The sequence below is a fragment of the Sphingomonas baiyangensis genome, from assembly GCF_005144715.1.
GTDB lineage: Bacteria > Pseudomonadota > Alphaproteobacteria > Sphingomonadales > Sphingomonadaceae > Sphingomonas > Sphingomonas baiyangensis.
In genome coordinates this window covers 1475722-1494767 of the sequence record NZ_SWKR01000002.1, presented here as the reverse complement: position 1 = coordinate 1494767, position 19046 = coordinate 1475722, and the positions used below count along the sequence as shown (strand labels likewise).

Below are 19046 nucleotides of genomic sequence, written 5' to 3'. Positions count from 1 at the left end.
CCGCTATGCGCATGGTGGCCCCCGGCACGATGGCCGGGTTGGGGCGGGCGGCTACACCCGCACCAGCATCTTGCCCATGTTGCTGCCCTCGAACAGTCCCAGAAACGCCTGCGGCATGTTCTCGATTCCCTCGATCACGGTCTCCTCGCGCTGGAGTTTCCCGTCGGCGAGCATCGCGGCCATGTCGCGGTAGAAATCGCCCGCCTCGCCCATCCAGTCGCTGACGAGGAAGCCCTGGATGCGGATGCGCGCCGCGATGGTGCGCGCGATGTAGCGAAGTTCGGTCGCCGCACCCGAATTGTAGATGTCGATCATCCCGCAGATCGCGAAGCGCGCGCCCTGCCGCGCGGTGGCGAAGGCGGCATCGAGATGCTCGCCACCGACATTGTCGAAATAGACGTCGATGCCCTCGGGCGCCGCCGCGTGCAGCTGGCGCAGCACCGAAGCCTCGCCCTTGTAGTCGATCACACGGTCGGCGCCGAGCGAGCGCACCCAGTCGCACTTGCGCGTGCCGCCTGCTGAGCCGATGACGGTCATGCCGCGCGCCTTGGCGATCTGCACGACGGTCGATCCCACCGCACCGGCGGCGGCCGAGACGAACACCGTGTCGCCGGGCTTGGCTTCGGCCACGCGCAGCAGGCCGAAATAGGCGGTCATCCCCGGCATCCCGAACTGGCCGAGAAACGCCTGGGGCGGCACGTCGATCGGCGGCAGCTTCTGCACGCCACGCGCGGGCAGCACCGCCTCGTCGCGCCAGCCATGCATGTGCAGCACATGGTCGCCGGGCGCGAAGCCCTCGGCATTGCTCTCCACCACTTCGCCCACCGCGCCGCCGGTCATCGGCTCGCCCAATGCGAAGGGGTCGGCGTAGCTCTTGGCGTCGTTCATGCGCCCGCGCATGTACGGATCAACCGACAGCCACAGGTTCCGCACGCGGATTTCGCCATCGGCCAGCGCCGGCATGTCGATGTCGCGCAGCGCGAAGTCGCTTGCCACGGGCAGCCCCGAAGGCCGTTTTTCCAGATGCCACGCACGCGCCATGTTTCGCTCTCCCGTCATATCAGTTGCGATATGCTACGGGATCGGCGGGACAAAGAAAAGGCCCGGACATTGCTGTCCGGGCCGATCCTTTGCCTCAGCAGCCCTCAATAGGTGCCCGAGAAGCTCCGGTTGAGGTTGCGGCCGGTCGGGTTGACGTCGCTCGCGCCGCCGCGCGTGCCGTCATTCTGTTCGCCGAACATCGCGCGGTTATTCTCCTCGTCGCGCCACTGGCTCTGCGCTTCGCTCGCGGTCTTGCGGATCTTGACCTTGTCGTCGACCGAGTCGATCCAGCGCGAGGGGATCGAGTGGTGGCGCCCGCCGGCATCCTGATCGTTCTTGGTCAGGATGATGCGGTCGCCGCGCACCTTGTCGACGGTGCCGACATGCTCGCCGTCCGATCCCACGACTTCCATATGCTCCTTCACGCTCGAAAGGCTCGAACGCTGCGTCTGGCGCTCGTTGCGGAAGCTGGTGAACTCGTTCTCGAACTTTTGTCGGTTCTCGGCGCGATATTCGTCATAGTCGCGGTCGAGCTCGTCGATGCGCTGGCGGCGCCATTCGCCATAATGCTCGTCGCGCGCATAGCGCTCGTCATAGCGGCGATCCATCTCGCGGCGCCGCTCGGCCTCGTCGTCGCCGAACCACGAGCGGACCTCGTCGCCCGCGCGATCCATGAAGCCGCGATCCTCATAGTCATAGCCCTGCGGCTGGCGGCCATAGCCTTGCGACTGGCTTCCATAGCCCTGCTGGCGATAGCCGCCATCGCGATCCGATGCCATCGTGCGGCGCCCATCGGACATGTAGCTGCCGCGATAGGGCGAAGCGTAACGGTCGCCCCGGTCCCGGCCATAGCCGCCGCCCATCGATCCGCGGCCATACTCCTCGCGACCGCCATAGCTCTGCGAATAGCTGTCGCGCGCGCCGTAGCTGCCATAGCCATAGGCGTCGCGACCCTCGTCGCGCCCGCCGCGATAGCGCCGGCCGCGATCATCGCCATAGCCGCCGCGCGTCTCGTCGCGGTTGCCGGCGGCATAGTCGCGCGCGCTCGAATAGGTGTAGTCGCGGCCGCTGCCATAGTCGCGGCCGTAATCCTGCTCGCCGTCATAATAGTTGCCCGAGCGGTCGTTTCCGCGCGGATAGCGTTCGTAGCCCATCACATCCTCCTGACTTCATGCGGCACAGGCAAGCGTCGGCGTCAGCCGGACAGCTCACGACACAAGGAAGCGATGAAAGCGCCAATCGTTCCCGGCACTTGGGGTGCGCCGCGCAGCCCGGCGCAAGGCGCGCGCAGCCCGGCGCAGAGCCGCGCGGCAAAAGCGCGCTCGCCTGCCGCGCCCCCGTTGCAACGGGCCGAAAGTCTGGCTAGAGCAGCGGCCTCCCGGCGGCTCGCTCGCCGGGTCGCGGGTGCGGGGCTGTAGCTCAGATGGGAGAGCGCTGCAATCGCACTGCAGAGGTCAGGGGTTCGATTCCCCTCAGCTCCACCACGCCCGCGTCCTCCTTTTCCCGCATCGGAGAAGCAAGTGCCGCGCTCGCCCGCCGCGCCGCGGCCACCGCTTAGCATCGCCGTGCTCGCGCATCTGCGTCACCCTGTCGCAGCGCCGTTCATGGGCGGGATGGAAGCGCATTGCGATCTGCTGGTGCGCACGCTGCGCGCCGAGGGACATGCCGTCACGCTTTTCGCCAGCGGTGACAGCGCCGGCGACCTGCCGCTCCATGCCATCGCGCCACGCGCCTATGAGGCCGAGCTTCCCTGGGCGCGCTGGCGCGGCACGCCCGAGCTCGATGCCTGGCTGGCCGCGGCCTATGCCCGCGCCTGGGAAGCGATCGGCGCCGGCGGGTTCGATGTCGTGCACAACAACAGCCTATTCGCCGGCGTGCATGGCTGGGCCGCGCGCGATGGCGTGCCGATGCTCACCTCGCTGCACGTGCCGCCCTTCGCCACGCTGCGCGATGCGATCGTCGCGCACGCCGCGCCGTGGACCGCGCTCACCGTGCCCTCGCGCGCGCAACTGCCTTTATGGGAAGGCGTGCGCCCCGATGCGCTGCACGTGGCGCATAACGGCATCGATCTGGCGCGCTGGCCGATGGGTGATGCCCGCGGCCGCCGCGCGATCTGGGCCGGGCGCATCACGCCCAACAAGGGCACGCTCGTCGCGCTGCGCGCCGCGACGCGCGCGGGCATCGCGCTCTACCTTGCCGGGCCGATCGAGTGCGCCGACTATTTCGCCGAACTCGCGCCGCACCTGCACGCGCCGCACCGCTATCTCGGCCATCTGGCGGGCGCCGATCTCGCGGCGGCGATGGCCGATGCCGCCGTCGCGCTGTGCACGCCGATGTGGGAGGAGCCCTTCGGCCTCGTCGCTGCCGAGGCACTGGCCTGCGGCACGCCCGTCGCCGCGCTCGATCGCGGCGCGCTCGGCGAGGTGATCGGCGATTGTGGCGCGCTCGCCGCCGACGAAGCCGGTCTGCCCGCCGCGATTTGGCGCGCGATGCGGGTGCCGCGCGCGCAATGCCGCACGCGCGCCGAGGCGCTGTTCGGCGCCCCCGCGATGGTCGCGCGTTACGCCGCCTTGTACGAAGCCGTCTTCGCCGCCGCGCCTCCAGCCTCAAGCATCGCCAGCACGCGCGCGCTGCTGGCATAGGGCCGGTCGGCTTGCTGCGCCGTCAGTGCCAGATCGGCGGCATCGGGCGCGCGCAGCACCGCATAGTCGTCGCCCCGGCGTTCGATCAGCCCCATCAGCACGAAGGCGCGCAGCCAGTGCTGCATCGTCCACTCGCCCCATTTGTCGCGGAAGCGTCGCGCATTGGCGAGCACGCTCTCGACATGGTGGACGGGCGGCATGTGGTGCGGGTGATACTGGTGATACGCACGGCAGCCGCGCGCCCATAGCAACGGCACGCCCGCCTCGGCGATCTGCCGCCCGAAATCGGTATCCTCGCCGCCATAGCCGGTGAAACGCTCGTCGAAGCCGCCCAGCGCCGCGAAGCGATCGCGCCGCATCGCGAAATTGAGCGACCAGAAGCAGCGATAGTCGCCGCACGCGCCGACGATGCCCGGTGGCGGTCCCGCGCGCTCGCTGTGCTGCTCAGCGAGGGCTGCAAAGCGCGCGAAATCGATCCCTCCCTCGGTGGCATGACGCGGCAGATACAGCACCTCGCCCATCAGTACCGCATCGCGCCCGTCCATCGCCGCGGCATATTCCGCCACGAAATCGGGATCGGGAATGCAGTCGATATCGAGGAAGATCATCGTCTCGCCGCCGGCACGTGTGGCCGCAGCGTTGCGTGCGGCGGCGAGCGGCAGCTGCGCGCCCTTCATCATCACTTGCCGTACCGGAAACGGCGCATCGGGCAGCGCATAGGGCGCGTCCTGCATTACCGCAATCACCAGTTCGTCGGGCAGATGCGTCTGCATCGCCAGGCCGCGCACCATGTTGGCTAGATGATCGGCGCGCCCCGCGCCCAGCGTGCATAGCGAAATCGTCATACCACCGGCTCGGCGATCAGCGCCACCGTGGCATCGGCAACGGCGTCGCTCCCGCCGCCCGCAAGCGCCTCGATCCAGGCCGCCGCGTCCCGCGCCGCTTGCGGTTGCACCAGCCGCTGCTGCGCGCCCACGTCGAGCGATGCGGCGCGCGTCCATGCCGCGTCCCATGCCCCGGCATGCGAGGGCCAATGCTCGAGCGCGATCGCGGCACCCGCGGCATCGAGCATCCGCGCCTTCCAAATTTGCTCGTCGAAATAGCGCCATTCGGGCACCACCACCCATGGCTTGGCAGCCGCGGCGACCATGTGCACCGTGGTGTTCCCCGCCGACGACACGATACGGTCCGCCGCCGCGATCCAGCGCTCGGGATCGCCGACCCAGCCCATATGGCGCAGATTGGCCGGCGGCGTCGCATGCCATTCGTGCACCACGCTGCCGATCGTGATCCACAGCGTATCGGGATCGGCACGCGCGCCCAGCGTCACCGGCGTCGCCGGCGTGCCGCCCCCGCCGCCGCCCGCGATCACCAGCACGATCGGCCGCTCGGCGGGCAGGTCGAGCGCGGCGCGTGCTGTCTCGCGCGCTATTTCGGTCGCCGCCACGCCCAGCCCCGCGGCGTGATGCGTCTTGGCAAGCATCCAGTCGGGCCGGCCGGGCTGCTCAAGGTCGCGGTGATAGGGCGCGAGCACGCCCACGGCGCCGGCATAGGCCGCCATGTGCCCCGCATCGTCACGGCTGCCATGCTGCAACACCGTTACGCACGGCACGCTGGCGATGCGCGCGAACTGCGCGAGCTCGGCCGAGACATCGGTGACGAACAGTGCCGGCCGCGCCTCGGCGAACCACGCCGCCAGCGTCGCGATCGCCTGCGTGATCGTCGGCCAGCCGATCGGCGCGCAATGCAGCGTCGGCGGCGTCATCGCCTCGCTCCAGCGCGCATCGGCATCGGCGGGCGGCTCGAAAAGCGAGGGGATGCGCACGATCCGCACATGCGCGGGCAGCGGCGGGAAGATGTCGTCGCGCGCGCAGAACATCGTGAGCGGCCGGTCGGCGGGCAATGCTGCCGCCAGCGCCGCCGCACGCTCCGCATGGCCGCGCCCCTGATGGTGGACGAAATAGCCGATCGGGCGCTTCATCGTGCAGCGCCCGCCGCCGGCGCGGCGATCCGCATGCGCATCGCATCGGCGATGCCCCCGGCGCTTGGCCGCGTCGCGACATGGATGCCACGCCGCCGCGCCAGCCCCGTCAGTTCGTGGCTGTGATTGGCGACGATGATCGCATTGGGGCAGCATTCGAGCATGTCGAGGTCGTTGCCGCTGTCGCCTGCCGCATCGACGCGGTCGAGCGGCAGTCCCAGCCGCTCGGCGACCCAGCGCATCGCCGCACCTTTGCCCGCGCGCGCCGGCAGCACGTCGAGCAGTGTCGCATGGCTGTGCACCACGCGCGCATCGATCCGCGCCGCCGCCAGCCGCATCCGCAACCGCTCGGCGGCAGCGGCGTCGGCGAACCAGCTCCGCTTGAAGCGCCGCTGGTCGACCGCGGGCTGCGGCACCAGCCCCGGCACCGTCGCCGCCACCGCCTCGATCGCGTCGGCATCCCACGCGCCGGCGAGCATCGCGGCATAGTCGGCATCGGCAATCAGCCGCCCGCCCGCACGCCAGTAGATCTCGCTGCCGACCGACGTCACCATCACCATCGGATCGGGATAGTCCCATTCGCCGAGCAGCCGCTGCGCTTCCTGCAACGAGCGGCCCGTGGCGATGCCGAAGCCGATCTCGCGCCGCTCGGCGAGCAGCGCGCAAAGGTCTGCCGCACCCGCGCGACAGCCCGTCAGCGTGTTGTCGATATCGGCCAGCAGCAGCCGCGCCGGCCGCACATGCGCGATCGGCGCGTCGCGCAGACCCCGCGCGATGCCGACGAAGCGCTCGGCATAGCCCGCCCAGTCGCGCTGCCGTGCGCCGCGCCGCCCCGCCGCCGACGCCGCCTGCCAGCGCGCGCGGTCGCTTATCAGCGCGCGGATCGCGGCGGCGAACGCCGGCGGATCACGCGGGTCGGCAAGCAACCCGTGCCCCATTGCCGCGACGATGTCGCCCGGCCCGCCATGCGCGGTGGCGACCACGGGCAGCCCGTGGAATGCCGCTTCGGTCAGCGTCAGCCCATAGGGTTCGGTCCATGCGGGATTGGCGAACACGCCGCCCGTCTGGCGCGCATAGGCATAGAGTGCTGCGATATGGTGCTGGTCGTGGCGCTTGGGCAGCGCCATGCGGCCATACAGATCGTGGCGGTCGAGCCGGTCGAGCAGCCCCGCGATCACGCCGCGCTGCTCGGTCTCGCCGCTGTCGGGCGCATCGCGCAGCCCTGCGACGATGACGAGATTGGCATGGTCGCGCAGCCACGGGTCGCCGGCATATAGGTCGACCAGCCCCACCAGATTCTTCTTGGCCACGGGCCGCGCGATCGCCAGCAGCGCCGGCCGGTCGAGATCGCGCAGGAACGGCGCGAGCAGCGCGCGCGCCTCGCTGCCGCTGGCATCGCCCTCGGTATCGAGATTGGCGCCGGGCGGCACGCAATGGATGCGCGCGGCATCGGCGCCGGCATAGCCCATCAACTGCCGCTCGGCCTCGTCGCGCGACGAGGCGATGATCGCGTCGGCCTCGCACACCGCGCGTGTCTCGAGCGCGATGCGCGCGGCGATGCCGGGGCAGGGCGCGGCCATCGCCGCCTGCTTGTCGATCGCCATCGAATGGCCGGTGAAGATGAAGGGAATGCCGAAGCGCGCACGCACCGCCATCGCGACCTCGGCGGCATCGGCAAAATGCGCGTGCAGCACGTCGGGCCGCTCGGCGCAGCGCTCGAGATGCGCGATCAGCGCGGCGGTGAAGGCCGGCCGGTCGGCGGCGTTGGCTTCCTTGCTCAGATAGGCGCGGTTGCCCGAATCGATCCGCCGGATCGTCACGCCCTCGGCCACGTGCTCGGTGGGCTGGGCATAGGCGGTACCCAGCGTCGTGTCGTCGATCAGCCGCGTCACGATCTCAACCGACCGGACATCGGCACGCGCGGCGAGCGCGCGCGCAGCGCCCAGGATATAGGTGATGTGTCCGCCGGTATCCTCGGTCAGGCCGAACGCGACGGGCGGCGCCTTCAGGCAACCGCCCAGCGCGAGTGACATGATCCGCATATTTTTCCCCGCCGCGAGATTTCAGACCTCCGCGAGCGGAGCCGTTGGCGTAACCGATCGTTACGGCGATGGTTGCATCGAGCAGCGCGATTCCAGCAGAAAAAGATATTGATTTGCATCAACTTAACTCAGGTCAAACATCCGTGCCGCCGCGCTATGTGTTTGTCGGCGGTCTGCATCGCAGCGGCACCAGCCTCGTCGCGTCGCTGATCGCTGCCGCCCCCGGCGTCGCTGCCATCGCCAGCGCGCCGGTCCCCGAGCAGGAGGGCGTGTATCTTCAGGGCGCGATCCCGCACACCGCGCGGCACGGCATTCCCGGCAGCTTCGCACTCGACCCGGCGCAGCATCTGACCGAGGCGAGCGCCTGCAACCGGCACGAGGTCGCACAGCGCATCGCTGCCGAATGGGCGCCGTGGTTCGTGCCTGCCGATGCGCCGCTCCGTGTCGAGAAATCGCCCGTCAACCTGCTGCGCGCGCGGCTCTACCAGCAACTGTTCCCCACATCGCTGTTCGTGTTCGTCGTCCGCCATCCGCTCGCCGTCGCGCGCGCCACCGCCAAGTGGAGCGTCAGCGACGAGGCCGCGCTGCTCGATCACTGGGAAGCCGCGCACGCGCTGCTGCTCGGCGACCTGCCGTTCCTCCACAACTATCTGGTGCTCCGCTACGAGGATCTGGCGAGCGACAGCACGCACGAGATCGCGCGGCTCTCGGCGTTTCTGGGCGTCGCGCTGCCTGCGCCTGATGCCCCCATCGCCAATCGCAACCGCGACTATGCCGGCCCGCCCGCCGCCGCCGCCGGCCCCGTCGCCCGGCGCTTCGGCTATGGTGACGATCCGCTCGCCCTCGCGCCGCCGCAGGTCGCGATGGGGGCGCATTATTTCCGCAGCGCGCTCGCCGGCATGGCGCACCGCGACGCTGCCGGCCGTTGACCCCGCAAGACGCCACCGCCATCGTCGCGCGGCATCGGGGGAGATCCATCATGTCGCGTCGTTCCAATCTGTTGCTCGCGCTCGGCTGCGCGATCGCGTTCCCGCTGCCGCCCGCCGTGGCGCAGACCGCGCCCGCCGCTGCCCAGTCGCCCGAGGCACGGCTGCGTGCGCTTTACGATGCCGACTGGCAATGGCGCCTTGCGCAGACCGGCCAGCGCGACAGCGACGAGCCGGGCGAATCGGCGGGCGACCGCCTGCCGCGCGTTTCGCCCGCCGCGCAGGCCGAACGCGTCGCGCACTGGCGGGCTATGCTTGCGCAGCTCGATGCGGTGCCGATGGCCTCGCTACCGCGCGAGGAGCGGATCAACGCCGCGGTGTTCCGCACCACGCTCGAGGCCGATCTGGCGGGCAGCGCGTTCCGCCCGTGGGAAATGCCGTTCAACGCCGACAGCAATTTCTGGTCCTATCTCGCCGGCCGCTCGGGCTATCGCACCGCCGATCAGTATCGCCGCTACATCGCGCGGATGCGCGACGTGCCGCGCTATTTCGACGAGCACATCGCCAATATGCAGGCGGGCCTCGCGCGCGGGTTCAGCGTGCCGCGCGTCACGCTCGAAGGGCGCGACGCTTCGATCACCGCCTTCGCCGAGCCCGATGTGACGAAGAACCCCTTCTGGGCGCCGATCGCCGCGATGCCCGCCAGCATCCCCGCTGCCGAACGCGCCGCGATCGAGGCCGATGCCCGCGCCGCGATCAGCCAGGCGGTGGTGCCCGCCTATGGCAAGCTGCTGGGCTTCTTCCGCGAGACCTATCTGCCGAAGGCGCGTACCAGCCTCGCCGCCGATGCGCTGCCGCAGGGCAAGGCGTTCTACGCGCAGCAGATCCGCGAATACACCACGCTCGACCTCACGCCCGAGGCGATCCACGCGATCGGCCTCAAGGAAGTCGCGCGCATCGAGGCAGAGATGGCCGGCGTCATGAAGGCTGCGAAGTTCGACGGCGATCTCAAGGCGTTCACCACCTTCCTTCGCACCGATCCGCAATTCGTTGCACGCACGCCCGACGAGCTGATGGGCGTCTCCAGCTATGTCGCCAAGCGCGTCGACGGACGGCTCAAGGATTTCTTCGGCCTGCTGCCGCGCTACCGCTTCGCGATCCGCGAGGTCGATCCGGCGATCGCGCCGTTCTACACCGCCGGGCGTGGCGGGCTCGATGCGTGCCAGATGAACACCTACGACCTGCCGTCGCGTCCGCTCTACAACATCCCCGCGCTCACGCTGCACGAATGCGCGCCGGGCCACAGCTTCCAGGCCGCGCTCGCGCTCGAAGGCCCCGATCGGCCCAAGTTCCGCGGCCGCACCTATTTCTCGGGCTATGGCGAGGGCTGGGGGCTCTATACCGAATGGCTCGGCACGCTGATGGGCGTCTATCGCACGCCATACGAGGATTTCGGCCGCCTTTCCTACGAGATGTGGCGCGCCGCGCGGCTGGTGATCGACACCGGCATCCACCGCTATGGCTGGAGCCGCGACAAGGCGATCGCCTATCTCGCCGATCATACCGCGCTGTCGCGCCGCGAGGTCGAGACCGAGGTCGATCGCTACATCAGCTGGCCCGGGCAGGCGCTCGCCTACAAGCTCGGCGAGATGTCGATCCGCCGCAAACGTGCCGAGGCCGAGGCCAAGCTCGGCGAGCGCTTCGACCAGCGCTGGTTCCACGACATGATCCTCGATCTGGGATCGGTGCCGCTGCCCGTGCTCGAAGACGAGATCGACCGCTGGATCGCCGCCGGCGGGCCCGATACGCTCAAGGAGCGGCGGGGGTAGTCGGCAGGGGCAGCCATACTGAACTCCACTCCGTTCGTCCTGAGTAGTTGCCGAGTAGCTGCGAAGCAGCGTATCGAGGCGGCGTATCGAAGGATGCTTCGATACGAGCCCTCGCTACGCGCCTATCGGCGCTACTCGGTCTACTCAGCACGAACGGGAGCGGAACTCCGAGCAGTGGGATAACTGCCTCAATCCCCCACCCAAACCGGCAGCACCGCATCGCCCAGCGCATCGAGCCGGCGCAGTTCCACCATCACGCCAAGCTCGGGATAGCGCGCGCGCGTGCGTGGACCGGCCTCGCCCAGCGGCACCACCAGCAGCCGGCGCGACACCTTGGCGCGGTGATGCATCCGCGCGGTATTCTCCTGCCCGACATAGCAGCCCTTGGTGAAGCTCACGCCGCAAAGCTCGCGGGCATTGCATTCGAGCCACAAGGTCGCGTCCTGCCCCAGCTCGGCCACGCCCTCGCATACGCCCAGCGACAGGCGATGCGCGCGCCACGCCTCGGATGCGTCACCCACATCGCCGGCCGGCGCCAGCCAGCGCCGCCCCAGCTCGAACAGCCGGGGATCGGCCGGGCGGTCGGGCGCATCGGCGCTCCAGTGCGCCGCCAGCGCGTCGTCGCGCGCGATGGTGATCGCCCGGCGCAACCGGTAGAGCGTCAGCCTGCGCGCCAGCGCCTCGGCCTGTTCGCCCTCGCAATCGATCAGGATGGCGTCGCCATCTGCCCAAAGCACGAAATCGAACAGCGCCTTGCCCTGCGGCGTCAGCAGGCCCGACCATGCCGGTCGGCCGGGCGCGACCGCCGCCATGTCCTGCGTCACCAGTCCTTGCAGGAAGCCGCGCACGTCCTCGCCCGCCACGCGCAGCACCGCGCGGTCGGCAAGGCGGGTCGGCATCTGCGGGGTGGCATCGTCCATGGCCACGACGTAAGGCGTGGGGCAGGGCGATGAAAGAGGCGATCATGGCAGGCTTTGATCTCAAACTCGCAGGCGGCACGGTGCATCTGCCCGGCGGCCCGGCCGAAACCGCGGTCTATGTATCGGACGGGCGCATCGTCGCGATCGGCGGCAGCCACGATGCCGGCGAGACGATCGACTGCACCGGCCTCGACATCCTGCCCGGCGTCATCGACAGCCAGGTCCATTTCCGCGAACCGGGGCTTGAGCACAAGGAAGACCTCGAGAGCGGCAGCCGCGCGGCGGTGATGGGCGGCGTCACCGCGGTGTTCGAGATGCCCAACACCAAGCCCAATACCGACAGCGAGGCCGCGATCGCCGACAAGCTGGCACGCGCGCATCACCGCATGTGGTGCGACCATGCCTTCTATGTCGGCGCCACCAGCGCCAATGCCGAGCAGCTGCGCGATCTCGAGCGGTTGCCGGGCACTGCCGGCGTCAAGATCTTCATGGGTTCGTCGACCGGCGACCTGCTCGTCTCCGACGATGCCGTGCTCGCCCGCGTGCTCGCATCGGGCAGCCGCCGCGTCGCGATCCACGCCGAGGACGAGGACCGGATGAACGCGCGTGCCGCCGAGCGGGTGAAGGGCGATCCCGCTTCGCATCCCGTCTGGCGCGACGACGAGAGCGCGATGATCGCCACGCGCCGCATCGTCGCGCTGGCGCGCGCCGCCGGCCGCCGCATCCATGTGCTCCACATCTCGACGCCCGCCGAGCTCGAATATCTGGCAGCGCACAAGGATATCGTCACCTGCGAGGCGACGCCGCAGCATCTGACGCTGGCGGGCGAGGAGGCGTATCGCGATCTCGGCACCCACGCGCAGATGAACCCGCCGATCCGCTCGGGCGCGCATCGCGACGGCCTTTGGCACTGGCTTGCGCAGGGCGTGGTCGACGTGCTTGGCTCCGATCACGCGCCGCATACGCTGGAGGAAAAGGCCGCGACCTACCCCGCCAGCCCCAGCGGCATGCCCGGCGTGCAGACGCTGCTGCCGCTGATGCTCGATCACGTCGCCGCCGGCCGCCTCACGCTGGCGCGGCTCATCGATCTCACCAGCGCCGGCCCGCAGCGCATCTTCGGCCTGTCGGGCAAAGGCCGCATCGCGCTCGGCTACGATGCCGATTTCAGCATCGTCGACCTGAAGCGTCGCTGGATTGTTACCGCCGACTGGCTGCAATCGCGCTGCGGCTGGTCGCCCTTCGAGGGCCGCGAGCTCGTCGGCAAGCCGGTGGGCACGGTGGTGCGCGGTCGGGTTGCGATGTGGAACGACGAACTCGTCGGCTCGGCGACGGGCGAGCCGATCCGTTTCGAAAGCACGGCGTTCTCCGCACGGTAAGCGATACGATTTCCTTCTACCGTTCGCACTGAGCCCTTCGACAAGTTCAGGAGAACCTTGCCAAAATGTCGTCCTGCCCTTTCCGCCAGAAAGAACGGTGCTTCGACAAGCTCAGCACGAACGGGGCAGGGATGCCCATTCAAGGTGCGAGCATCGAGCGATTGAATCGAACCTAGCTTCGCCCGTTCGCCCTGAGCTTGTCGAAGGGCCGTCCTGCTCTATCGACGAAACGATCCGGTGCGTCGACACGCCTCGCTCCGGCGCGCCGAAAAGACAATGGAAACAAATATCTTACCCCTCACGCGTCGATCGCGTCGTCCTCCAGCCGTGCGGCATTCTCCTGGATGAAGGCGAAGCGGTGCGCGGGGTTGGTGCCCATCAGCCGGTCGACCAGATCCTTCACGCCGGCGCGCTCCTCATATTCCTGCGGCAGCGTGATGCGCAGCATCCCCCGCGTCTTGGGGTCCATCGTCGTCTCGCGCAGCTGCATCGGGTTCATCTCGCCCAGCCCCTTGAACCGCGCGACCTCGACCTTCTTGCCCCTGAACGCCGTGCGCTCGAGCTCGGCGCGATGCGCGTCGTCGCGTGCGTAGAGCGATTTCGCCCCCACCGTCAGCCGGTAGAGCGGCGGCTGCGCCAGATAGAGGTGCCCGCGCCGCACCAGCTCGGGCATTTCCTGGAAGAAGAAGGTCATCAACAGCGTCGCGATATGCGCGCCGTCGACATCGGCGTCGGTCATGATGACGATGCGTTCGTAGCGCAGATTGTCGGGCACGCAGTCCTTGCGCGTGCCGCAGCCCAGCGCCTGGATGAGATCGGCGATTTCCTGGTTGGCGAGGATCTTGGCGCTGGTGGCACTCGCCACGTTCAGTATCTTGCCGCGGATCGGCAGGATCGCCTGCGTCTTGCGGTCGCGCGCCTGCTTGGCGCTGCCGCCCGCCGAATCGCCCTCGACGATGAACAATTCGGTGCCCTCGGGGCTGTCGGCGGCGCAATCGGTCAGCTTGCCGGGCAGGCGCAGCTTGCGCGACGAGGTCGCGGTCTTGCGCTTCACTTCGCGCTCGGCCTTGCGCCGAAGCCGCTCGTCCATCCGCTCGATCACATGGCCAAGCAGCGCCTTGCCGCGCTCGACATGGTCGGCGAGGAAATGGTCGAAATGGTCGCGGATCGCACGCTCGACCAGCGTCGCCGCCTCGGGGCTGGTCAGCCGGTCCTTGGTCTGGCTCTGGAACTGCGGCTCGCGGATGAATACCGAAAGCATCAGCTCGCTGCCCGTCATCACATCGTCGGCAGTCAGGTCTTTCGCCTTCTTCTGGCCTACCAGCTCGCCGAAAGCGCGAAAGCCGCGCACCAGCGCCTGGCGCAGTCCCTGTTCGTGCGTCCCGCCATCGGGCGTGGGGATGGTGTTGCAATACCAGCTGTAGCTGCCGTCGCTCCACAGCGGCCAGGCGACCGCCCATTCGACCTTGCCCTGCTGGTCGGGAAAGTCCTGCGTACCCGCGAAGAACTGGCTCGTCGCGCATTCGCGTCCGCCCAATTGCTCCTTCAGATGATCGGCGAGGCCGCCGGGGAACTGGAACACCGCTTCGGCCGGCGTATCGTCGGCGATCAGGCCGGACGCGCATTTCCAGCGGATTTCGACGCCGGCGAACAGATACGCCTTCGATCGCGCCAGCCGGTACAGCCGCTGCGGCTTGAACTGCATCTCGCCGAAAATCTCGGTATCGGGCACGAAGCTCACGCTCGTGCCGCGCCGGTTAGGCGTGCCGCCAAGATGCTCGATCGGCGCCAGCGTGATCCCCCGCGCGAAACGCTGGCGGTAGAGCTGCCGCTCGCGCGCCACTTCGACCACGGTGTCGGAGGACAGCGCATTGACCACGCTGACGCCCACGCCATGCAGTCCGCCCGACGTCGCATAGGCCTTGCCCGAGAACTTGCCGCCCGAATGCAGCGTCGAGAGGATGACCTCGAGCGCCGACTTGTCGGGGAAGCGCGGATGCGGGTCGACCGGAATGCCGCGGCCATTGTCGGTGATCGTCAGCCGGTTGCCTTCGCCCAGCGTCACCTCGATCCGCGTGGCATGGCCCGCCACCGCCTCGTCCATCGCATTGTCGAGCACTTCGGCCGCCAGATGATGCAGCGCGCGCTCGTCGGTGCCGCCGATATACATGCCCGGCCGCCGCCGCACCGGCTCGAGCCCCTCGAGCACCTCGATCGACGCGGCATTGTAGTCGGACGGGGCAGGGGGCGGCGCGGCAAAAAGATCGTCGGACATGGATAACGCTATAGGCCGTGGCGCGGGCGGGGCAAAGCGAGCCTTGTGTTGCCGATGTGCAACAGGACGCGGACCGATTGCGTACCGCGATGCAGCGAACCACGGCCCGGCGCGTTGGGCGCGGTCTGAACAGGGTAATCATGGTTCACATTCAGGAGGTACTCGGTATGCGTATGCGTACAATAAAGGCATCGGCAATCGCCACGGTTGCGGCACTCGGCCTGGCTACACCGGCAATCGCGCAGGACGCGAATGGCGACCGGCATTTCGACGGACCTTATGTCGGTGGATCGTTCGGCTTCGGCGTCCAGCCAAACGACGTGGGCGAGACCGTCGTGTTCGATCGTAATCTTGACGGCAATTTCAACGATACGATCGTTACGTCCGGTGGCGCGAACGCGTTCGCACCCGGCTTCTGCAATGGCAACAACCGCGGCAGCGCCACGCCCGCCGGCGGCTGCGACAATGATCGCGATGCGATCGAGTATTTCGCGCGCGTCGGTTGGGACAAGCAGTTCGGCAATTTCGTGATCGGCGCGATGGGCGAGTTCGGCCGCTCGCAGGTGCGCGACAGCGTCACTGCATATAGCAGCACGCCCGCCTTCTATACGTTCAATCGCGAGTTCGACTGGAACGCCAGCATCCGCGGTCGCGTGGGCTATGCCGCAGGCGGACGCACGCTGTTCTACGCGGCAGGCGGCCCCGCCTATGCCCAGATCGACAACAGCTTCGAGACGTCGAACACGGCGAACAGCTTCGAGAGCAATGGCGGCAAGTCGAACAGCTGGGGCTATACCGCAGGCGGCGGTGTCGAGCAGAAGATCGGCCGCAACATCTCGCTCGGCCTCGAATATATGTATAACGACTATGTCGACGACGATTATGTCGTGAGTGTCGGCCAGGGCACTGCGCCTGCGACCAATCCGTTCCTGCTCGGAAATGCCGCCGGCAGCGATCTGCGTCGCTCGGATGACAATTTCCGCTTCCACAGCATCCGCGCGACGGCAGCACTTCGCTTCTGATCCGCGAATGACCTGATGGATGCCCCGCCGGCGCTCTCCCAGCGCGCCGGCGGGGATATCTTATCCAACCAGCACGGGCTGACCGCAGCGCAGTCCGCTCACGCGCACATCGGCGGCGCCGATCTGTAACCCGAGCGTACCTGTCAGCGTGGCGATCATCGTATCGATCGCCGGCGCGACCAGCGCGAGCTGCGCTCCCACTGCCGCGACGACGGGATCGAGCGACAGCGGCAGAAGGCCCAGCAGCCGCGCGCGCAGCATCACGTCGCCCGCCAGCGCCGATGCCACTCCCGCTACCGCATGCGTAGCACGTACCGTCCGCACCTCGCCGGCCTCGATCGCGGCGGTATCGAACGACAGCTGCTGCCACGGCTCGGCAGCGCCCATGTCGATGCGTGCCGATCCGTCGACCGCGATCAGCGGCGCTCGCACCAGCGCCGCATCGCCGATCGTCATCGCCTGGCCGAACTCGTCGAGTGTGCCCGTATCGACCGTGCCGATCGCGAAGGTGGCGGGGCTCGTACGCGCCTCGACCTCGACACGCCGCGGCGTTTCGCAGTCGAGGCTCGCAATCCGTGCCTCGGCGCCCGCAAGCTCGATGAAGAGCGGCAGGCGCACCGAAAGCGGCGTCAGCCCGGGGATCGACAGCGGCGCGAGCTGCGCGTCGATGGCGATGCGCGCCTGCGCGGTGCGCACGATCGCGCCGCCCTCGCGATCGATCGCGATCCAGGGTGTCTGCGCCGGGCGCTCGCCGATCGCCACCGAAGCACGCGTCGAGGCGATGCCTGCGATGCCGCCTCCTAGCGCCAACTCGAATTGTCGCGCGCCGCCCGTTGCCAGCAGCACGTTGGCGACGACATCGAGCGCCTGCACGCCAACCGCGCCGCCTGCGCCGCCGGTGCGCGCGCCGATCGGGCCGGCATCGATCAGGTCGCCCAGACGCACATTACCCGGCGTTAGTGCTGCGATTGCCGTAAGCGCAGCACCGGCTACGGGGTCGCCGACCTGCGCTGCCAGTGCCTCGATCGCCGCCGCTGCCGCGACGTCGCCGTCGAGCAGCGCGTCATAGGTGCCGGCAGAGAGCGCGGCGTGGGTGCGTACGCCATCGAGCCAGTCGAACAGGTCGATCTCGGCCGAGGCGAGCGCCTGATAGTCGACCAGCGCCAGCGTCACGCTGCTGCCCGTCATTGCCGAGAGCATCGCGTTGAGCGCGCCACCGTCGAGGGCGGCCAGCCGGCTGCCGATGCTGATCGCCGCCATGTCGGTACGCGCGGCGGTGGCATGGCGCGCGATCGTCACGCCATCGGTTCCGAACACCCGCGCGAATGCCGTGGGCACGCGCCGCGCTACGGTCACGCGCACGGCATCCGCCGCCGCTCCCCCGGCAACGAAGCGGTCGGCGACGGCCACGCCCGGGTCGCCGCGATAGGCGCCGGTCGTCACCGTCACCGTCAGCGCGGCTCCCGCGCTCGCCTCGGCAAGCGCCTGCGCGCCTGTGGGGTCGGTGGCAGCGGCGAGCGCGGCGGCATCGGCGACGCCCTGCATCCGCCGTGCCTCGAGCTGCACCATGCCGAGGTCTAAGGCGAGCGCGGCGGCGCCGATCAGCATCGGCAGCGCGCCCGCCACCAGCACGCTCGCGCTGCCGGTCCGCGATCGGACGAGCGCACCGATCACGGAACGCCCCCCGCCCGGGCGATCGCGCGCCGCTCGATTACGGGTCCGGGCAGCGGCACCGCCGCCGCGCGCAGCAGCGACAGCGCGCGCGTATCGGCGGCAAGCGTCACGATGACGCGGCCTGCCTCCTCGTCGACCTCGGTAGTGATCGCCTGCGCATCAGCGATGGCCAGCCGTGCCAGTCCATGCGCCACGCTGCCGCGCGCCAACGCGTCGCGCTCGGCGGCGTCGAGCCCTGCCACCGTCGCGCGCGCGGCATCGTTGGCAAGCTGTTGCAGACTGTGCGCGACGAGGAAATACTGCCCGAACGCGAGCATCCCCATCAGCAGCACGATGAGCAAGGGCGCCAGCAGTGCGAACTCGACCATTGCCGCGCCGCGGGTATCGCATGTCAGGCGAGGATCGAGGCGGGCAGGGCGGCACATGCGGCCATCCTGCCCGCCGATCGCTCAGATCGCGTCGGGGTGCGAACGCGGCAGGCTACGTCAAATGCGCGAGCCGCGTCGCCGTCATCGCCGCCCGATTACCGCCAGAACGGCGCGTTCGCGCGCAGCTTGCGTATCAGCGCACGCGCGGCCCGCCATAGGGCAGCGGCGGCGGCGGCCGGCGGTCGCGGCGCGGCAGCTGCGCCTGATAAGCGTGCCCGCAATGCTCGACGCAATAGGGGAAGCCGGGGTTCACCTTGTCGCCGCAGAAATGGAAATCGGGCTCGCCGGGGTGTCCGATCGGCCATTTGCAGATGCGGTCGTTGAGATCGAGCAGGCTGGTCTTGCCGGCGATCGCGTCGCTGGGGCGTGCGGGCACCAGCCGGCGCGGCGGCGCAGGGGCGATCGGGCCGCTATTCTCGCCGGGGTTCTGGCGCAGGAAGCCGCCGGGGCCGACCGAACGCAGCTGCGGCGCTGATGGCGTGGCGGCGACCACTGGCTCGGCGGCATCGTCCGCCGCCTCGGGCTCGGGGCGTTCGACCGCCGTCGGTGCGGGCTTGCTTGCCGGCGGCGGCGTCGCGGGAGCGGGCGGCGGCGTCGCGGCTGTCTTCGCGGCGGGCGCGCGCGTCGCCGGCTTGGGCGCGGGTGGCGGAGCCTCGGCGGTAGGGGCCGGGGTGGGCGCTGGAGCGGCGGCGGCCTTCGCCTCATTGGGCTTCACCGGCGAGGGGCGCGGCTTCAACCCCAGCCGGTGCGCCTTGCCGATCACCGCGTTGCGGCTGATCCCGCCCAGCTCCTCGGCGATCTGGCTCGCGGTATTGCCGCTTTCCCACATCCTGGTGAGAGTGGCGATGCGTTCCTCGGTCCAGCTCATTTGGCGTTTCTTCCTGAAGTCA

General features: G+C 69.2%; 15 protein-coding genes and 1 tRNA gene. 6 read left to right on the top strand and 10 right to left on the bottom strand.

What is annotated here, in order from left to right:
- Positions 1-51: 51 nt before the first annotated feature.
- Complete coding sequence (locus FBR43_RS10480) at positions 52-1059, bottom strand: NADP-dependent oxidoreductase (RefSeq protein ID WP_249276540.1); 1008 nt, start codon at positions 1057-1059, stop codon at positions 52-54.
- 86 nt (positions 1060-1145) lie between these two features.
- The gene (locus tag FBR43_RS10475) at positions 1146-2195 is read right to left on the bottom strand and encodes a DUF2171 domain-containing protein (RefSeq protein WP_136943085.1); all 1050 of its coding nucleotides are present in this window, start codon (positions 2193-2195) and stop codon (positions 1146-1148) included.
- Positions 2196-2449: 254 nt separating this feature from the next.
- Here FBR43_RS10475 and FBR43_RS10470 point away from each other — a divergent pair.
- Together FBR43_RS10470 and FBR43_RS10465 are read left to right on the top strand one after the other, a co-directional pair.
- Positions 2450-2525 (top strand) — tRNA-Ala (locus tag FBR43_RS10470).
- Positions 2526-2561: 36 nt separating this feature from the next.
- Positions 2562-3683 carry a glycosyltransferase gene (locus tag FBR43_RS10465; protein ID WP_136943084.1) on the top strand — a complete coding sequence of 374 codons (1122 nt, stop codon included), beginning with the start codon at positions 2562-2564 and terminating at the stop codon, positions 3681-3683.
- Here FBR43_RS10465 and FBR43_RS10460 read toward each other — a convergent pair.
- From FBR43_RS10460 to FBR43_RS10450, 3 genes are read right to left on the bottom strand one after another with little or no spacing between them, the layout of a single operon-like run.
- Positions 3602-4528 (bottom strand): galactosyltransferase-related protein, encoded by a 927-nt coding sequence (locus FBR43_RS10460; RefSeq protein ID WP_136943083.1) that lies wholly within the window; start codon positions 4526-4528, stop codon positions 3602-3604. The two genes, FBR43_RS10465 and FBR43_RS10460, sit on opposite strands and share 82 nt — an antisense overlap.
- A complete protein-coding gene (locus FBR43_RS10455; protein ID WP_136943082.1) occupies positions 4525-5664 on the bottom strand; it encodes a glycosyltransferase family protein in 1140 nt (379 codons plus the stop codon). The genes FBR43_RS10460 and FBR43_RS10455 overlap by 4 nt, the downstream gene beginning before the upstream one ends.
- Complete coding sequence (locus FBR43_RS10450; RefSeq protein ID WP_136943081.1) at positions 5661-7706, bottom strand: HAD-IIB family hydrolase; 2046 nt, start codon at positions 7704-7706, stop codon at positions 5661-5663. The genes FBR43_RS10455 and FBR43_RS10450 overlap by 4 nt, the downstream gene beginning before the upstream one ends.
- Positions 7707-7849: 143 nt before the next feature.
- Between FBR43_RS10450 and FBR43_RS10445 the strand changes: the two genes are divergently transcribed.
- Together FBR43_RS10445 and FBR43_RS10440 are read left to right on the top strand one after the other, a co-directional pair.
- Positions 7850-8635 carry a sulfotransferase family protein gene (locus FBR43_RS10445; protein ID WP_212611918.1) on the top strand — a complete coding sequence of 262 codons (786 nt, stop codon included), beginning with the start codon at positions 7850-7852 and terminating at the stop codon, positions 8633-8635.
- A gap of 50 nt (positions 8636-8685) precedes the next feature.
- Positions 8686-10461, top strand: coding sequence for a DUF885 domain-containing protein (locus FBR43_RS10440; protein ID WP_136943079.1), 1776 nt, complete (start codon positions 8686-8688; stop codon positions 10459-10461).
- Positions 10462-10649: 188 nt separating this feature from the next.
- On the opposite strand, the gene ygfZ is transcribed toward FBR43_RS10440, so the two are convergent.
- Positions 10650-11381: a CAF17-like 4Fe-4S cluster assembly/insertion protein YgfZ gene (gene ygfZ, locus FBR43_RS10435; protein ID WP_136943078.1), complete on the bottom strand. Its 732-nt coding sequence runs from the start codon at positions 11379-11381 to the stop codon at positions 10650-10652.
- Positions 11382-11425: 44 nt separating this feature from the next.
- Here ygfZ and FBR43_RS10430 point away from each other — a divergent pair, with 44 nt between their 5' ends.
- Positions 11426-12757 carry a dihydroorotase gene (locus FBR43_RS10430; protein ID WP_136943077.1) on the top strand — a complete coding sequence of 444 codons (1332 nt, stop codon included), beginning with the start codon at positions 11426-11428 and terminating at the stop codon, positions 12755-12757.
- Between the two features lie 298 nt (positions 12758-13055).
- Here the strand turns inward: FBR43_RS10430 and parE are convergent, their stop codons facing one another.
- The gene (gene parE / locus FBR43_RS10425; protein ID WP_136943076.1) at positions 13056-15032 is read right to left on the bottom strand and encodes a DNA topoisomerase IV subunit B; all 1977 of its coding nucleotides are present in this window, start codon (positions 15030-15032) and stop codon (positions 13056-13058) included.
- A 173-nt stretch (positions 15033-15205) separates the two neighbouring features.
- Between parE and FBR43_RS10420 the strand changes: the two genes are divergently transcribed.
- On the top strand, positions 15206-16054 hold the full coding sequence (locus FBR43_RS10420) for an outer membrane protein (RefSeq protein ID WP_136944150.1): 849 nt from the start codon (positions 15206-15208) through the stop codon (positions 16052-16054).
- Between the two features lie 60 nt (positions 16055-16114).
- Here FBR43_RS10420 and FBR43_RS10415 read toward each other — a convergent pair whose 3' ends face one another.
- The 3 genes from FBR43_RS10415 to FBR43_RS10405 form a co-directional block, all read right to left on the bottom strand.
- Entirely contained in the window at positions 16115-17728 is a 1614-nt protein-coding gene (locus FBR43_RS10415) for a pilus assembly protein TadG-related protein (protein ID WP_136943075.1), read from the bottom strand.
- The gene (locus FBR43_RS10410; protein ID WP_249276539.1) at positions 17725-18096 is read right to left on the bottom strand and encodes a TadE/TadG family type IV pilus assembly protein; all 372 of its coding nucleotides are present in this window, start codon (positions 18094-18096) and stop codon (positions 17725-17727) included. The genes FBR43_RS10415 and FBR43_RS10410 overlap by 4 nt, the downstream gene beginning before the upstream one ends.
- A gap of 193 nt (positions 18097-18289) precedes the next feature.
- The gene (locus FBR43_RS10405) at positions 18290-19024 is read right to left on the bottom strand and encodes a GcrA family cell cycle regulator (protein WP_136943073.1); all 735 of its coding nucleotides are present in this window, start codon (positions 19022-19024) and stop codon (positions 18290-18292) included.
- Between the last annotated feature and the right edge of the window lie 22 nt (positions 19025-19046).

Bases quoted from the DNA above. Each gene is read 5' to 3' on its own strand.
- FBR43_RS10480 (WP_249276540.1), bottom strand. From the start codon at position 1,059: ATGACGGGAGAGCGAAACATGGCGCGTGCGTGGCATCTGGAAAAACGG.
- FBR43_RS10475 (WP_136943085.1), bottom strand. From the start codon at position 2,195: ATGGGCTACGAACGCTATCCGCGCGGAAACGACCGCTCGGGCAACTAT.
- FBR43_RS10460 (WP_136943083.1), bottom strand. From the start codon at position 4,528: ATGACGATTTCGCTATGCACGCTGGGCGCGGGGCGCGCCGATCATCTA.
- FBR43_RS10455 (WP_136943082.1), bottom strand. From the start codon at position 5,664: ATGAAGCGCCCGATCGGCTATTTCGTCCACCATCAGGGGCGCGGCCAT.
- FBR43_RS10450 (WP_136943081.1), bottom strand. From the start codon at position 7,706: ATGCGGATCATGTCACTCGCGCTGGGCGGTTGCCTGAAGGCGCCGCCC.
- FBR43_RS10440 (WP_136943079.1), top strand. From the start codon at position 8,686: ATGTCGCGTCGTTCCAATCTGTTGCTCGCGCTCGGCTGCGCGATCGCG.
- ygfZ (WP_136943078.1), bottom strand. From the start codon at position 11,381: ATGGACGATGCCACCCCGCAGATGCCGACCCGCCTTGCCGACCGCGCG.
- FBR43_RS10430 (WP_136943077.1), top strand. From the start codon at position 11,426: ATGGCAGGCTTTGATCTCAAACTCGCAGGCGGCACGGTGCATCTGCCC.
- parE (WP_136943076.1), bottom strand. From the start codon at position 15,032: ATGTCCGACGATCTTTTTGCCGCGCCGCCCCCTGCCCCGTCCGACTAC.
- FBR43_RS10420 (WP_136944150.1), top strand. From the start codon at position 15,206: ATGCGTACAATAAAGGCATCGGCAATCGCCACGGTTGCGGCACTCGGC.
- FBR43_RS10410 (WP_249276539.1), bottom strand. From the start codon at position 18,096: ATGGTCGAGTTCGCACTGCTGGCGCCCTTGCTCATCGTGCTGCTGATG.
- FBR43_RS10405 (WP_136943073.1), bottom strand. From the start codon at position 19,024: ATGAGCTGGACCGAGGAACGCATCGCCACTCTCACCAGGATGTGGGAA.